Below are 15595 nucleotides of genomic sequence, written 5' to 3'. Positions count from 1 at the left end.
GTTGTCGTTTTTTCGCTGACCGATCATGCCTGCCACGCCGCCGTCGCTGTTCCCGCCCATCCTCCCGAACCGTCATGGCATGCTGGCCGTGGACGACCTGCACACGATCTACTGGGAAGAAGTGGGCAACCCGAACGGCATCCCCGTCGTGTTCCTGCACGGCGGTCCGGGCGCGGGCCTGTCGCCGCAGCACCGCCGCTTCTTCGACCCGAGCACCTACCGCGTGATCCTGTTCGACCAGCGCGGCGCCGGCAAGTCGACGCCGCTGGGCGAATGGCGCAACAACACGACCCAGCTGCTCATCGAGGACATCGAACGCCTGCGCGCCATGTTCGGCATCGAGCGCTGGCTCGTGTTCGGCGGCTCGTGGGGCTCGACCCTGGCGCTGGCCTACGGTCAGGCGCACCCGGAGCGCTGCCTCGGCTTCGTCCTGCGCGGGATTTTCCTGTGCACGCCGGCCGAGATCGAATTCTTCCTGTACGGCGTGCAGTGGTTCTATCCGGAGCTGTACGACGAGTTCATCGCGCCGATTCCGCTCGAGGAACGGGGCGATTTGTTGAAGGCATACACGAAGCGCCTGCTGTGCGACGATCCGCAGCAGTACTGGCCCGCCGCGCGCGCCTGGAGCCGTTTCGAGGGCCGTCGCGTGTTCCTGCTGCCGCAGGAAGAAGAACACACCTCCGACACGCTCGACCTGGGCGTGGGCCGGCTCGAATCGCACTACATGGCGCACGGCGGCTTCCTCGAGCCCGACCAGCTGCTGCGCGACGTCGGCCGCATCGCGCACCTGCCGGCCGTGATCGTGCAGGGCCGCTACGACGTGATCTGCCCGCCGCTGTCCGCGTACCGCCTGCACGAGGCCTGGGCCGGGTCGCGCCTGCGCATGATCCCGGACGCCGGCCACGGCGCGCTGGAAGCGGGCATCGCCCGCGCCCTCGTCGCCGCCACGGAACAGTTCAAGCGACACGGCCGTTTCGATTGAAACGGCGTTCATCCGGACAGAGGCCGCCGCCTGCTACACTGTCCCCAGCTTCTTACAATAACGACAAGCTACGCAGTATGAATATCCAGACCAACGACATCGGCCATGTCATCCAGCTGGCGATCGCGCCCGTGTTCCTGCTGACGGGCGTGGCGACCAAGCTCGGGGTACTGATGAGCCGCCTCGCGCGCATCATCGACCGTACCCGCGACCTCAAGATCCAGCTGCGCAAAGGCCCCGACCCCGATTGCAGCGAAGAGCTCGACGTGCTGTACCAGCGCTGGCAGCTGATCAACTACGCGATCACGGCCAGCACCGGCTGCGGCTTCCTGATCTGCGTGATCATCGCCAGCCTGTTCCTCGGCGATACCACCAACCTGCCGCTGGACCGCTACATCGCCGGCATGTTCGTGGTGGCCATGGTCGCGCTGATTGCCAGTTTTATTTTCCTGCTGCGCGAAGTATCCGTCTCGTTCCGCTACATGCGCATTCACCGTCACGACGCTCCGGCCCGACCGGACTAGATCCTCGAATCGAGACCATCATGAACGACTATCAACGTCCCCCCACCCTGCACAGCTACGGCCTGCGCGCCGAGCTGGAACTGGCGCTGTCCTCCGGCCAGTTCAAACTCCAGCCCGAGAACGGCTTCCTGACCTTGTCGTTCTCGACGGCGTGGAACAAAGGCCTGTTCGACGTCCTCGGCCCGGCCGACAGCTGCCTCGTCATCCACAACACGGAAGAATTCGGCGAGCGCCTGCACCGCGCCGTCCAGCGCGCCTTGCCCAACTGGGCCGGCATCGACGGTCCCGTCGAATACGGCATCCGCTCGCGCCTGGGTTCGGCCTTTTCGCGCCCGATTTCCGACGCGCGCGAAAAGGAGTGGAAATTCGCGTGGCGTTCGCTGGCGCCGCACACGAGCCTGAACCCTGTCACGGTACGCATCGGCAGCATCGAGCAGTTCGCCGAACTGCGCACGCCGGAGAGTTATCCGGCTTGAGCGGCTTGAGCGATTAGAACCACGGCTCCAGGAAATCCCGGTGTAATGCCGGGATGTTCACTCACGCCGTGCCCATGACCGCCTCGCTCCCCGACACCGCTTATCCCCACCTGCTGTCTCCCCTCGACCTCGGCTTCACGACGCTGAAGAACCGCGTGATCATGGGCTCGATGCACACGGGGCTCGAAGACCGCTTCTGGAACTACGGCAAACTGGCCGCGTTCTACCGCGAGCGGGCACGCGGCGGCGCGGGCCTGATCGTCACCGGCGGTATCTCGCCGAACCGCCAGGGCTGGCTGCTGCCGTTCGGCGGTACGCTGAACTTCCGCGGCGACGTTTTTAATCACCGCCGCGTCACGCGCGCCGTGCACGAGGAGGGCGGCAAGATCCTGCTGCAGATCCTGCACGCTGGCCGCTACGGCTACCAGCCGCTCGTCGTCTCCGCCTCGAACGTCAAGTCGCCCATTTCTCCGTTCCGCCCGCGCGCGCTCACGGCACGCGGCATCGAGGCGACCATCGCTTCGTATGTCCGCTGCGCGCGTCTGGCACAGAAGGCCGGCTACGACGGCGTCGAGGTGATGAGCAGCGAAGGCTACCTGATCAACCAGTTCCTGTGCGCGCGCACGAACCGCCGCACGGACGCGTGGGGCGGCAGTATCGAGAACCGCATGCGCCTGCCGGTGGAGATCGTGCGCCGCATCCGCGCGGCCGTCGGGCGCGAGTTCATCGTGATGGTGCGCCACTCCGTGCTGGATCTCGTCGACGGCGGCAACACGTGGGACGAGGTCGTGCAGGTGGCGCAGGCGCTCGAACAGGCCGGTGCCACGATCCTCAACACGGGCTACGGCTGGCACGAGGCGAGAATTCCCACCATCGTCACGTCGGTGCCGCGCGCCGCATTCGCCAGCGTCGCGGCGCGGCTGCGCGATGCCGTCAGGATTCCTGTCGTCGCGTCGAACCGCATCAACATGCCGGCCGACGCGGAGCGCCTGCTGGCCGACGGCAGTGCGGACATGGTGTCGATGGCGCGGCCGTTCCTGGCCGATCCCGACTGGGTGAACAAGGCCGCGGCGGGGCAGGCGGACCGTATCAACACGTGCATCGCCTGCAACCAGGCGTGCCTGGATCACACGTTCGCCAACAAGCGCGCGACCTGCCTCGTGAACCCGCGCGCCTGCCACGAGACGGAACTGGTGTACACGCCAACGCTGCGGCGCAAGCGCATCGCCGTCGTCGGCGCCGGGCCGGCCGGATTGTCCGCCGCGACGGTGGCGGCGCAGCGCGGCCACGCCGTCACCCTGTTCGATGCGCTTGATCGGATCGGCGGCCAGTTCAATATCGCCATGCGCATCCCGGGCAAGGAGGAATTCGCGGAAACCATCCGCTATTTCGGCCGCCAGCTGGAGCTGACGGGCGTGGAGCTGCGCCTCGGCCGGCGCGTGACACGTGAAGAATTGATCGCGGCCGGCTACGACGACGTGATCGTGGCGACCGGTGTCACGATGCGCCGTCCGCGCATCGAGGGCATCGATCACCCGAAGGTGCTGTCCTACCTGGACGTGTTGCGCGACCGCGCGCCCGTGGGCCCGCGCGTGGCGATCATCGGCGCCGGCGGCATCGGCTTCGACACGGCGGAGTTCCTCGTCCACGACGCCGGCGCGCCGCGCCCGCAGCCCGTCGCGGACTGGGCCGGCGAATGGGGCGTCGACCTGGACGTGGCCGCGCCGGGCGGCCTCGTGAAGCCGCACGGCGTGACGCCCGCGCGCAGCATCTGGCTCCTGCAGCGCAAGACGACGCGTCCGGGCGCGGGCCTGGGCAAGACGTCGGGCTGGGTGCACCGCGCCACCCTGGCGCGCAACGGCGTCGCGATGCTGGCGGGCGTGCAGTACGACCGCATCGACGACGCGGGCCTGCACATTACCGTCGGCGGCGACGCCAAGCTGCTGGAAGTGGACAACGTGGTGATCTGCGCCGGGCAGGACAGCCTGGCGGAACTGATGCCGCCGGAAGGGCAGCAGGGCGGACCCGCGTTCCACAAGATCGGCGGCGCGGCATTGGCAGCCGAGCTGGATGCGAAGCGGGCGATCCGCGAAGGGGCGGAGCTGGCGGCGCGGCTATAGGTGGACGCTGGCGCGGCCAGTGTTGGTAGCATAAATACAACTACCAATATGCGTTTTCGTTAACATATTGTCAAATAGGTGATAAGTTGCGGTGTCGATCACTCTGCTTCGGCCCGCGCCATGTCCACCTCAACGAACACCATTCCCTACCTCGACGGCTGGCGCGGTCTCGCGATCGTGCTGGTCCTGCAATCGCACTTCGGCCTCGGCGGCGGCGGCCGGCTGGGCGTCGCACTGTTCTTCGCACTGTCCGGCTACCTGATGGGCGAACTCCTGTTCGTCAAGAACGTGCCGCTGGGCCGTTTCTTTAAACGCCGCATCAGCCGCATCATCCCGACCTACTGGCTGTACATCGCCGTGGCGTTCACGCTGGCGGGGGCGGCCTGGTACCAGGCGCCGTACGACGTGCCGGGCGACGAGCTCGTCTCGACCTTGTTATTCGCGCGCACGTATTACCCCGATAGCATCAGCATTTGGGCGGGAAAATGGTCAATTGGACATTTCTGGTCGCTGAACGTGGAGGAGCACAGCTATCTCTACCTGGCGGCGCTGGCCGGCGTGGCCGGGCTGGCCGGTGTCAGGCGGATCTGGTTGCTGGCGCTCAGCACGATCGCCTGCCTGGGCCTGAATCTCTACTACACGGTCTACCCGCCGGGCGGCGCGTCGCCGTGGTTCGCGCGGTCGGAATGCGCGGCGCTGGGGTTGATCGCATCGGCGACGCTGCGCGCGTTCCGGCACGAGATGCCGGCGTTGCGCGACGGTGCGGCCTGGATTGCACCCGTGACGCTGGCGGTGGCGGCCGTGTGCTTCAGCTGGTCGGCGGTGCCGCTCCTCGCCATCACGCTCGGGCCGCTGCTGCTGGCCGTGTCGGTGAATTACATGGCGACGGCGCCCGCGCTGATGCGCCGGGCCTTGTCCGGGGCCGTGCTGCGCTGGTTCGGCATCTGTTCGTTTTCGCTGTACGTATGGCAGCAGATGGCCTACGAGGCCTACCTGAACCATGTGCTGCAACGCCAGCTGGCTGGCGTGCTCGGGATCGCGGTCGGCGCCGTGGCGTTCTACCTGTACGAAGACCCGATGCGGCGCTGGCTGAACGGCGAGCGCCGCGCGAAGCACACCGCTGCCGCCGCGGCGCCGATCCAGGCGGAAGGCCAGGTATGACGACGCTCAGTGTCCCGCGCCGCTGCTGCGCTTCTTGCTCTTCTTGCTGCGAGAGTCGGACGCCGGCTGTGCCGTCTGGTCACCCTGGCGCGGCGTGTTGAGGTCGCTCTGCCGGGATCCCGTCGGCGATTCCAGCGAGCCGCCTTTCTGCTGCTGTTCCATGCCGCCGTAGCCCGATTGGCGCGATGCGTTCAGGCGGTCTTCCTCGCCGCGTGCCTGCATGCGCTGGGCGCTCTGGCGGGCGCTCCAGCCGGCCTGCTGGGCGCCGGGACCGCCGCGCTGGCTGCCCAGGTTCTCATCGATACTGCCTTGCAACGAGCCGCGGGCGCGCAGGGACGCGCCCTGCTGTTCGATATTCGCCGACTGGACATTGGCCCCGCCCGGCGCCACCCAGCCCGGTGCGCGCGGCTGCTGGCTGCCTTCCGCGACGGGAACGATTTTTTCCTTGGCGATGCCGCGGGCGCGCGTCGCGTCCGGTCCTTTTTGTTTGGTCATTTGATCCTCCTGTGGGCTGCGCATGCTGATGCGCTGACAGGAGGATCATGCGCGCGGGGAACGCGCTATTCCAGAGGAAGAGGGAGCGCACCTTTGTAGGACTGGAACTACCAACTTATCCTTTTGAAACAACGATTTACGTTATCTCAGCAGTGCGTCGTGCTATTTTTTGCGCACGACGACGCAGCCGATCGAATAGCCGGCGCCGAACGAGCAGATGACGCCGTTGGCGCCGCTGGGCAGGTCGTCCTGGTGCGAGTGGAACGCGATGATCGAGCCGGCCGACGACGTGTTCGCGTAGCGGTCGAGGATCACCGGCGCTTCTTCCGGCGTGGCGTCGCGGCCCAGCAGGGTGCGCACGATCAGCTGGTTCATGCTCAGGTTCGCCTGGTGCAGCCAGAAGCGCGAGATGTCCCCGATTTGCAGGCCCGCGCCTTCGACCGTGTCGCGGATCATCGCGGCCGCCATCGGGCACACTTCCTTGAATACCTTGCGGCCCTGCTGGCGGAACAGTTTGTCCGGCTGGCCGACGCCGTCTTCGTCGAAGCGGTTCATGAAGCCGAAGTTGTTGCGGATATTGTTCGAGAACTTCGTCTTGAGTTTCGATTCGAGGATCTCGAACTGGTGTGCGCTCGTGGCCGTGTCGGCCGCTTCGATGACCATCGCAGTGCACGCGTCGCCGAAGATGAAATGGCTGTCGCGGTCGCGGAAGTTCAGGTGGGCGCTCGTGATTTCCGGATCGAGCACGAGCACGGCGCGCGCCTGGCCCGTCTGGACGGCGGCGGCCGCGGTCTGGATCGCGAACGTGGCGGACGAGCAGGCCACGTTCATGTCGAAGCCGTAGCCGTCGATGCCGAGCGCTTCCTGCACCTCGACGGCCATCGCCGGGTAGGCGCGCTGCATGTTGCTGGCGGCGACCAGGACCATGTCGATGTCGGCCGGCGTGCGGCCCGCGCGGGCGAGCGCCTGGCGGGCGGCCGCGACGCAGATCTCGGCCTGCAGCGACAGTTCCTCGTCGGCGCGCTCCTTGATGCGCGGCGTCATGTGGGCCGGGTCGAGGATGCCGGCCTTTTCCATCACGTAGCGCGACTTGATGCCCGACGCTTTTTCGATGAAGGCGCTGCTGGACGGTTCCAGCGCGGTGACTTCGCCGGCCGCGATCTTATCGGCGTGCTCGGCGTTGAACAGTTCGACGTACTGGTTGAAGGCCGTCACCAGCTCATCGTTGGAGATCGAATTCGGTGGCGTGAACAGGCCGGTGCCGCTGATGACGACAGGTTTCATATTTGACTAGCTTTCATGGACGATAACGGGAGGCAACTCCCTGAACCAAGCGATTCTACACAATCGTACTGACGGTGGGAACCGAGGGGGAATTCCACAAGAAGCCCGTCAGTACAGGCGTTGTGGAAGATCAGTGAGCCTGTTGGGCGAGCGACGGCGGCGTTGCCGCGCGCTTGGACAATTGCACCGGCAACCCCTGCAGATGATGCAGTGCCTGGGTCAACTGAAAATCGTCGGCGCTGCCGAATTCGAGCGGCTTGTGCGCGCGCGCGGCCGCGAGGATGCGCATCTGCTCCTCGATGTCGTCGTGGTTCGTCGCTTCCTCGGCCGCGCGGCTGGTATCGTTCTTGAGGTGGTGCTGCAGGTCGGCCTCGCGCATGCGCAGGGCGTTCAGGCCGTCGCCGTCGGCGTTTTCGTCGACGGGGATGTCGGGCACGATGCCGCGCGCCTGGATCGAGCGGCCGCTGGGCGTGTAGTAGCGCGCCGTCGTCATTTTCACCGCGGTGTCGCCGGCCAGCGGACGGATCGTCTGCACGGACCCCTTGCCGAACGTCTGGCTGCCGACGATGGCGGCGCGTTTATGGTCCTGCAGCGCGCCCGCGACGATTTCCGACGCCGATGCGGAACCCGTGTTCACGAGCACGACCATCGGGACCGTCTTGAACAGCTCCGGCACCTTGTCGAGCGGATCGCTGCCGCGGCTGAGCAGGTAGTCTTCCGGCTTGCCGTAGAAGCGGGCCTTCGAATCTTCCCGTTGGCCGTTCGTCGAGACGATCTCGGCATTCTTCGGCAGGAACGCGGCAGAGACTCCAATCGCGCCCTGCAGCAGGCCGCCCGGGTCGTTGCGCAGGTCGAGCACGAGACCTTTTAAATTCGGCTCCTCGCCCGCCAGCGCGGCCAGTTTCCTGGCGAGATCCTCGACGGTCGGTTCCTGGAACTGCGATACGCGCACCCACGCGTAGCCGGGCGCGACGATCTTGCCTTTCACGCTCTTCTGCACGATTTCGTCGCGCATCACGGTGAACGACAGCGGCGCGGCGGCATCCTTGCGCAGCACCGTGAGCACGACCTTCGTGCGCGGCTCGCCGCGCATGCGCTTGATGGCCTCGTCGAGGTCCATGTCTTTCACGGCCGCGCCGTCGACGTGCGTGATCAAATCGCCCGCCTGGATGCCGGCGCGGGCGGCCGGCGCGTCCTCGATCGGGGTGACGATGCGGACATAGCCTTCTTCGCTCTGGTTGATCTCGATGCCCAGGCCAACGAATTTGCCTTCGGTGCCTTCGCGCAGTTCGCGGTAGGCCTTGCGGTCCAGGTAGGCCGAGTGCGGGTCGAGCGCGCCCACCATGCCGGAAATGGCCTGCGTGAGGAGCTTGCGGTCTTCGACGGGCTCGACATAGTCGGCCTTGATCGTGTTGTAGGCATGCGCCAGCTGGTGCAGGCCCTCGATGGGCATGCCGTCGACCGGCTTGTGGGCCAGGGCCGAGTATTGCATCGTGACGCCGACCCCGAGGATCACTCCGAGAGTGACCAGGGCAACGTTCTTGAAGCTGGAGCGCATGGGCGATGAGCGAAAGGGGACTGCGGTCCAGTATAACCGTCCCGCGGCCCGGGTGCGACGCCCGGACGCGCGGGAATGCCGTCAGGCGACAGCGCGCTTGCCGGCTGGCAAGGTGCCGCGGCTGTTGATGATGCGCGAAAACAACGTCAATTGGCCGTTGGTCGTGTCGTCCCAGCTGAAACCCTCGGCATAGCGGCGGGTGGCGGCGTGGTCCGGGTAGTTGCAGCGCAGTTCCGTCACCGCCTCGGCGATGCCTTTTGCCGTGCGCTCCTTCATCAGCACACCCGCTTCCGGCTTGGCCACGACTTCCGGCGTGCCCCAGACGTTCGATGCAACGACCGGCGTGCCGCAGGCCATCGATTCGAGCAGCACGTTGGCCCAGCCTTCGCGGCTGGACGCGAGGATCATCGCATCGGCCGCGTTGTAGTAATGCTTGAGCTCGGTCTGCGCGACGGCGCCGAGGAACTTGACGCGGTCGGTCACGCCCAGGCTGGCGGCCAGCGCTTCCAGCTTCTTGCGCTCCGGGCCGATGCCGGCAATGAGAAGTTTCACGTCCGGCAACATCGGCAGCGCGCCGATGGTCAGGTCGTGCGCCTTGCGCGGGTCGAGCACGCCGACGGAAATGACGGTGAAGCCGTCGATGCCCAGTTGCGCGCGCGCGGCGGCACGGTCCATCGGGACGAAGCGCTGCAGGTCGACGCCGTTGCGCAGCGACACGATGCGGTCGCCCGGAATGCCGAGGCCGATCATCTCTTCGCGCAGCGCCTGGCATACCGTGATCATGCCGGCGGCGTTGTTCGCCGCCCACATGAGTTGCTTTCTCGGCAGCGTGAACTGCGGAATCAGGTTAATGTCGGTACCACGGGCCGTGATCACGACGGGCTTGTTGAAATACTTGCCCAGCATCACTGCGGCGACGCCGTCCGGATAAAAATAGTGCGCGTCGATGACGTCGAAGTCATAGCCCTCGTCGATGATGCGCCCGATTTCGCGTTTGCAGGCCTGGGCCATCAGCCACGGTGCCGCCGTCATCCCGACCTTCGGAATGACGAGGTAGCGGGGGTGCGTGACCTCGATGTCGTAGCGGGTCTCGGCTGCCGGCACCTTGGAAAAGGCCGCGTAGTCGCCGAAGCGCGGGTGCTGCGACGGGAACCAGGGCACCGGCGCGACGACTTTCGATTCGACCTGGCCACTGGCGAGCAGGTAGCGCAATCGGGTTTCGACAAAGATGCCGTGGCTGGGTTTGACCGTGTTCGGGAAGAGGGAACTGAATGTAAGGAGCTTCATCGACGATGTGCGCGGGGCGGAGGTGGTGCGGAGCGTAGCTTCTATTATGTAATAGATTGCAATACTTGTCTGTTCTGGAGGAACGTGCGCCAGTTTAATAGCAAAAAAGCAAACGTGTAGCGTGCTCGTCAGAAATCTGTGATAAATTCGTCTAGTTATTAGTCCGGCGGCAAGTCCTCCGGCCCACCCCCACATGAGGCGAACCGGCATGCAGCGCGGGCGTCTCATGGTCCCTTACCTCAATCTGTAGAAGATCATGAAAATTTCAGTTATCGGGACTGGTTACGTCGGACTGGTGTCTGGCGCCTGCTTCGCCGACGTCGGCAACACCGTGCTGTGCCTGGACGTCGATACGCGCAAGATCACGATGTTGAAGGACGGGATCATCCCGATCCACGAACCGGGCCTGGACAGCCTCGTCCAGCGCAACGCCGCCGCCGGCCGCCTGCTGTTCTCGTCGAACTACGACGACGCCGTCAGCCACGCCGACATCATCTTCCTGGCCGTCGGTACGCCGCCGGATGAAGACGGCAGCGCCGACCTGACCCACATCCTGTCGGCCGCACGCAGCATTGGCGAGCGCCTGACGAAGCCGGCCGTGATCGTCGACAAGTCGACCGTGCCCGTCGGCACCGCGGAAAAAGTGAAACGCGCCATCGCGGGCGAACTGGAGAAGCGCGGCGTGAACGTCGCCTTCCACGTCGTCAGCAACCCCGAATTCCTGAAAGAAGGCGCGGCAATCGACGACTTCATGAAGCCGGACCGCATCGTGGTCGGCTTCGATGACGCCGACGCCGGCAAGCAGATGCGCCAGCTGTACGCGCCGTTCAGCCGCAACCACGAGAAATTCGTCGAGATGGACATCCGCAGCGCCGAGCTGACGAAGTACGCGGCGAACGCGATGCTGGCCACCCGCATCAGCTTCATGAACGAGCTGGCGAACCTGTCCGAACTGCTGGGCGCCGACATCGAGGCCGTGCGCCTGGGCATCGGCATGGACCCGCGCATCGGCCCGGACTTCCTGTACGCCGGCATGGGCTATGGCGGTTCCTGCTTCCCGAAAGACGTCAAGGCGCTGATCAAGACGGCCTCCGACCACAAGAAGGAACTGCACCTGCTGACCGCGACCGAGAAGGTCAACGAGGAACAGAAGAACGTGCTGTTCAACAAGCTGGTGCGCTTCTTCGGCGGCGCACAAAACCTGAGCGGCAAGACGATCGCCCTGTGGGGCCTGTCGTTCAAGCCGAACACGGACGACATGCGCGAAGCGCCGAGCCGCATCCTGATCAAGTCGCTGTTCGACGCCGGCGCCAACGTGGTCGCGTACGACCCCGTCGCCAGCACGGAAGCGAAGCGCGTCCTGGTGGCCGAGCATGGCGAAGACCTGTGCAATGCCCGCCTGCGCATCGTCGAGTCGGCCAAACAGGCCGTCGAAGGCGCGGACGTGCTCGTGCTGGTCACGGAATGGAAAGAATTCCGCGCGCCGGACCTGCCGTTCCTGGCCGAGAACCTGAAACTGAAGGCCGTGTTCGACGGTCGTAACATCTATGATCCGGACGCTTTCAGCGCCGCCGGCCTCGTCTACGAAGGCATCGGCCGCCGTTCGGGGGAAGCCTAACTATGACTGAAGTGAGTAATAAAGGCACGATCCTCGTCACCGGCGCCGCCGGCTTCATCGGCAGCGCGGTGGCGGTGCGCCTGACCGCCATGGGTCATACCGTAGTCGGCTGCGACAATTTCAACGATTACTACGACCCGGCGCTGAAGCATCACCGCGTCGAGGCGCTGTTGAAACCGGCCGGCGTGCCGTGCGAGACCGTCGAACTGAGCGACGGCGAGCAGGTGGCCGCGCTGTTCGAGCGCGTGAAGCCTGCGCTGGTCGTGCACCTGGCCGCCCAGGCCGGCGTGCGCTACTCGCTGAAGAACCCGGCCGCGTACGTACAGGCGAACCTGGTCGCATTCGGCCACATGCTGGAAGCGTGCCGCAACCACAAGGTCGAGCACCTGCTGTACGCGAGCAGCAGCAGCGTCTACGGCGCCAACGCCAAGACGCCGTTCAGCGAGGACGACGTCACCGACGCGCCCGTGTCGCTGTACGCCGCGACGAAGAAGTCGAACGAGCTGATGGCCCATTCGTACAGCCACCTGTACGGCATTCCGACCACCGGCCTGCGCTTCTTCACGGTGTATGGACCGTGGGGCCGCCCGGACATGGCGTACTTCAGCTTCGCGCGCAAGATGCTGGCGAACGAGGCGATCCCCGTGTTCGCCGAAGGCAAGCTGTACCGAGACTTCACGTATATCGACGACATCGTCGAAGGCGTCGTGCGCCTGCTGTTCAAGCCGACGAAGCCGGAAGGCAAGCCGCCGCACGCCATCTTCAACATCGGCAACCAGACACCGGTGCAGGTGCTGGATTTTATTCGCACGCTGGAAGGCGCGCTCGACGTCAAGGCAACGCTGGACTTCCAGCCGATGCAGCCGGGCGACGTGCCGGCCACGCACGCCGATACGAGCAAGCTGCAGGCGTGGGTCGGTTACAAACCCACGACGTCACTGGAGGCGGGTTTGCGTGAATTTGCGCGGTGGTATAATCGGGCGATACGTGAAAATGTTTCCTACCTGAAATGAAAAAAGTCCTCATCCTCGGCGTCAACGGTTTTATCGGCCACCATCTCTCCAAGCGCATCCTGGAGACGACCGATTGGGAAGTGTACGGCATGGACATGAACTCCGAGCGGATCGCGCATCTGCTCGACAATCCGCGCATGCACTTCTTTGAAGGCGACATCACCATCAACAAGGAGTGGGTCGAGTACCACGTCAAGAAGTGCGACGTGATCCTCCCGCTGGTGGCGATCGCGACGCCGTCGACGTACGTGAAGGAACCGCTGCGCGTCTTCGAACTGGACTTCGAGGCGAACCTGCCGATCGTCCGTTCGGCCGCCAAGTACAAGAAACATTTGATTTTCCCGTCGACGTCGGAAGTCTACGGCATGAGCCCGGACTCGGAATTCGATCCGGAGAACTCGGAACTGGTCTACGGCCCGATCAACAAGCCGCGCTGGATCTACGCCTGCGCGAAGCAGCTGATGGACCGCGTGATCTGGGGCTATGGCATGGAAGGCCTGAACTTCACGCTGTTCCGTCCGTTCAACTGGATCGGCGCCGGCCTGGATTCGATCCACACGCCGAAAGAGGGTTCTTCCCGCGTGCTGACCCAGTTCCTGGGCCACATCGTGCGCGGCGAACCGATCCAGCTGGTCGACGGCGGCCAGCAGAAGCGTTCGTTCACCTATGTCGACGACGGCATCGACGCGCTGATGCGCATCATCGAGAACAAGGACGGCAAGGCCACCGGCAAGATCTTCAACGTGGGCAACCCGGTCAACAACTATTCGATCCGCGAACTGGCCGGCATGATGCTGGACCTGGCCGCCGAGTATCCGGAATACCGCGAGACGGCCAAGCAGGTGAAACTGGTCGAAACGAGCTCGGGCGCCTACTACGGCACCGGCTACCAGGACGTGCAGAACCGCGTGCCGAAGATCGAGAACACGGTCTCGGAACTGGGCTGGAAGCCGCAGGTTTCCATGCGCGACGCGCTGGTCAAGATCTTCGATTCGTACAAGGACAAGCTGGGCGACGCCAAGCAGCTCAATACCTGATCTGCGCTCGACCTCGTTAAAAGGCTGCCGCGGCAGCCTTTTTTATTCTCATGAACATAGCCATCCTCGGCGGCGGCGTAGCGGGTGTCGCCAGCGCGATCGCATTCAGGTTAAAAGGGTTCGACGTCACCGTTTACGAACGGCGCGCCGCCGATGCGAACATCGGCGCAGGCATCGTCGTGTGGCCGAATGCGGCCTTCGTGCTGGATCGATTCGGCATCGTGGGCGACATCGCGGCCGTCGCAGGCCGTCCGCGGGCGATGCGCCGCCTGTCGCGTGCCGGCGAGGACCTCGGCGCCCTCGATATCGGCCTGATCGATGCGCGGATGGGCTATCCCAGCCTGTCCATCCTGAGAAGCGATTTCCAACGCATCCTGATGGCGCGGCTGCAGGCGTTGCGCGTCGGCGTCCAGTATGGCCGCAACGTTGCGCGCATCGAACCGGGTGGGGTCGTCCACTTCGACGACGGGACGACCCTGACGGCGGACCTCGTCGTCGGTGCCGATGGCCGCATGGCATCGCGCGCCCGCCGTTACGTCACGGGTGACGACACGCCCGTCTACCAGGGCTTCATCAACTGGATCGGCGTCTGCGAAGGCGAGTTCGACGTGGACACGATCTCGGACTATTGGGGCACCGGCGAACGCTTCGGCATCGTGCCCGTCGCCCGCAACAAGGCGTATTGGGCCGGCGGCGCCGCGCAAGCCACGATCGGTGCGCGCGATCCCGACGCATACCGCGACGAGCTGCAACGCATCTTTGCGGACTGGCCGGAACCGGTACGGCGCATCGTCGCCGGCGCGCCCGCCGCACGCATCAACAAGATCTACGTGCACGACCACGATCCCGTGCCGACCTGGCACCGGGACAACCTGATCATGATCGGCGACGCGGCCCACGCGGCCCTGCCCACGTCCGGCCAGGGTGCGTGCCAGGCGCTGGAAGATGCGTGGCACCTGGCGAACTGCGTCGAGGCGCATCCGGGCAACCTGGACCAGGCCCTGGCGGCCTTCACCGCGCTGCGCTTCCAGAAGACGGCAGGCATCACGATGGCCGGCCGCGGGCTCGCGTCGTCGCTGTTCAACCGCGACGAGGCATTCTGCCGCGAGCGTGACCGCGCCAGCAAACAGGCGAATCTTGCCGATCTCGCGCGGGCGATGGCGAATGGGTGGAGCCGGCATCTGCCTGTGTAAATACGAATTCGGGGTTCGTGTTAATCCTTGTATCCCCCGGCAAACACGGCGTAAGTATTTGTAAAGTGCCCGGACAGGGTGGGGAGCGAGGCATATAGTTCTCATCAGTTTTTCTCTCTCTCCACTCTTGAAGTGGTCTTTGCCCACGGTTTCCCCCAACCGTGGGCTTTTTTATGCCTGGAGCACGTTCGATGATTAAAAACCGGTTCGCCCGCGCCTGCCTGTTCGCCCTCGCCATCGGCAGCGCCGCCCCTTCGTTCGCCGTCCCGCTGATGGACATGCGCGTCGAGGACTTGTTGTTCATGTCTGCCGACGTGAAAAAATCCCTGAACCTGACCCCGAACCAGCAGATGCTGTGGAACCAGATCGAAGGCCGTTCGCGCTCCATCCTGCGCGAGCGCCAGCGCCGCCGCGAGGCGCTGCAGGAGCAGGCGAAGACGCTGCTGGCGAAGCCGGAAGCCGAATTGCGCGACCTGAACCGGGCCGTCGAGGCGGAAGCCGTGGCGACCAATACCGAGGACAAGCAGCTGCGCGAAGCGTGGCTGGAAGTGAACGATGCGCTCGACGACAAGCAGCGCGCCCAGGTCGCGACGTTCATCGGGGAGCAGTTGATGCGCGTGGTGCCGGAGGGGCGTCCGGGCGGAGAACGAGGCAATGAGCGGGGCAGCGGCGGTGGCCGTCCGGGCGGCATGGGCGGCCATGGACGCGGGGGCATGGGCGGTCCCGGCGGCGCGTCGATCAATCTCGGCGGTTGAGTTTTGCACACTATGTATCGTTAAGTAAAAATCCGCCACGCTGCGCTGCTTTGACTATTCTTCCCCGCTAGAATTGGTGCCGCTGCGCAACC

General features: G+C 65.1%; 14 protein-coding genes. 10 read left to right on the top strand and 4 right to left on the bottom strand.

Annotation, left to right across the window (positions count from 1 at the left end; genetic code table 11):
- Window positions 1-25: 25 nt before the first annotated feature.
- The 5 genes from pip (at window position 26) to P0M04_RS08470 (ending at window position 5263) form a co-directional block, all read left to right on the top strand.
- Window positions 26-982 carry a prolyl aminopeptidase gene (gene pip / locus P0M04_RS08490; RefSeq protein WP_259448452.1) on the top strand — a complete coding sequence of 319 codons (957 nt, stop codon included), beginning with the start codon at window positions 26-28 and terminating at the stop codon, window positions 980-982.
- A gap of 77 nt (window positions 983-1059) precedes the next feature.
- Window positions 1060-1506, top strand: a complete 447-nt coding sequence (locus tag P0M04_RS08485; RefSeq protein ID WP_259448451.1) for a DUF2721 domain-containing protein — start codon at window positions 1060-1062, stop codon at window positions 1504-1506.
- Window positions 1507-1526: 20 nt separating this feature from the next.
- Window positions 1527-1982: a hypothetical protein gene (locus P0M04_RS08480; RefSeq protein ID WP_259448450.1), complete on the top strand. Its 456-nt coding sequence runs from the start codon at window positions 1527-1529 to the stop codon at window positions 1980-1982.
- 74 nt (window positions 1983-2056) lie between these two features.
- A complete protein-coding gene (locus P0M04_RS08475) occupies window positions 2057-4102 on the top strand; it encodes an NADPH-dependent 2,4-dienoyl-CoA reductase (RefSeq protein WP_259448449.1) in 2046 nt (681 codons plus the stop codon).
- A gap of 120 nt (window positions 4103-4222) precedes the next feature.
- Window positions 4223-5263, top strand: coding sequence for an acyltransferase family protein (locus tag P0M04_RS08470; RefSeq protein ID WP_259448448.1), 1041 nt, complete (start codon window positions 4223-4225; stop codon window positions 5261-5263).
- A gap of 6 nt (window positions 5264-5269) precedes the next feature.
- Here the strand turns inward: P0M04_RS08470 and P0M04_RS08465 are convergent, their stop codons facing one another.
- The 4 genes from P0M04_RS08465 to P0M04_RS08450 all read right to left on the bottom strand — a co-directional run bounded on the left by P0M04_RS08465 (window position 5270) and on the right by P0M04_RS08450 (window position 9887).
- The gene (locus tag P0M04_RS08465) at window positions 5270-5758 is read right to left on the bottom strand and encodes a hypothetical protein (RefSeq protein ID WP_259448447.1); all 489 of its coding nucleotides are present in this window, start codon (window positions 5756-5758) and stop codon (window positions 5270-5272) included.
- 162 nt (window positions 5759-5920) lie between these two features.
- Window positions 5921-7042, bottom strand: coding sequence for a beta-ketoacyl-ACP synthase III (locus P0M04_RS08460; RefSeq protein WP_259448446.1), 1122 nt, complete (start codon window positions 7040-7042; stop codon window positions 5921-5923).
- A 130-nt stretch (window positions 7043-7172) separates the two neighbouring features.
- Entirely contained in the window at window positions 7173-8600 is a 1428-nt protein-coding gene (locus tag P0M04_RS08455) for a S41 family peptidase (RefSeq protein ID WP_259448445.1), read from the bottom strand.
- Window positions 8601-8681: 81 nt separating this feature from the next.
- Complete coding sequence (locus P0M04_RS08450) at window positions 8682-9887, bottom strand: glycosyltransferase family 4 protein (protein WP_259448444.1); 1206 nt, start codon at window positions 9885-9887, stop codon at window positions 8682-8684.
- A gap of 256 nt (window positions 9888-10143) precedes the next feature.
- Between P0M04_RS08450 and P0M04_RS08445 the strand changes: the two genes are divergently transcribed.
- From P0M04_RS08445 to P0M04_RS08425, 5 genes are all read left to right on the top strand, one after another.
- Window positions 10144-11505, top strand: a complete 1362-nt coding sequence (locus P0M04_RS08445) for a UDP-glucose dehydrogenase family protein (protein WP_259448443.1) — start codon at window positions 10144-10146, stop codon at window positions 11503-11505.
- 2 nt (window positions 11506-11507) lie between these two features.
- Window positions 11508-12518 carry an NAD-dependent epimerase/dehydratase family protein gene (locus tag P0M04_RS08440; RefSeq protein WP_259448442.1) on the top strand — a complete coding sequence of 337 codons (1011 nt, stop codon included), beginning with the start codon at window positions 11508-11510 and terminating at the stop codon, window positions 12516-12518.
- Complete coding sequence (locus tag P0M04_RS08435; protein WP_259448441.1) at window positions 12515-13555, top strand: bifunctional UDP-4-keto-pentose/UDP-xylose synthase; 1041 nt, start codon at window positions 12515-12517, stop codon at window positions 13553-13555. Before P0M04_RS08440 ends, P0M04_RS08435 begins: the two co-directional genes overlap by 4 nt.
- 50 nt (window positions 13556-13605) lie before the next feature.
- A complete protein-coding gene (locus P0M04_RS08430; protein ID WP_259448440.1) occupies window positions 13606-14748 on the top strand; it encodes an FAD-dependent monooxygenase in 1143 nt (380 codons plus the stop codon).
- A gap of 191 nt (window positions 14749-14939) precedes the next feature.
- A complete protein-coding gene (locus P0M04_RS08425) occupies window positions 14940-15503 on the top strand; it encodes a Spy/CpxP family protein refolding chaperone (protein WP_259448439.1) in 564 nt (187 codons plus the stop codon).
- Window positions 15504-15595: the final 92 nt, after the last annotated feature.

Source organism: Telluria mixta, assembly GCF_029223865.1.
GTDB classification, from domain to species: domain Bacteria; phylum Pseudomonadota; class Gammaproteobacteria; order Burkholderiales; family Burkholderiaceae_D; genus Telluria; species Telluria mixta.
This window is presented reverse-complemented; position numbering and strand designations above follow the sequence as displayed.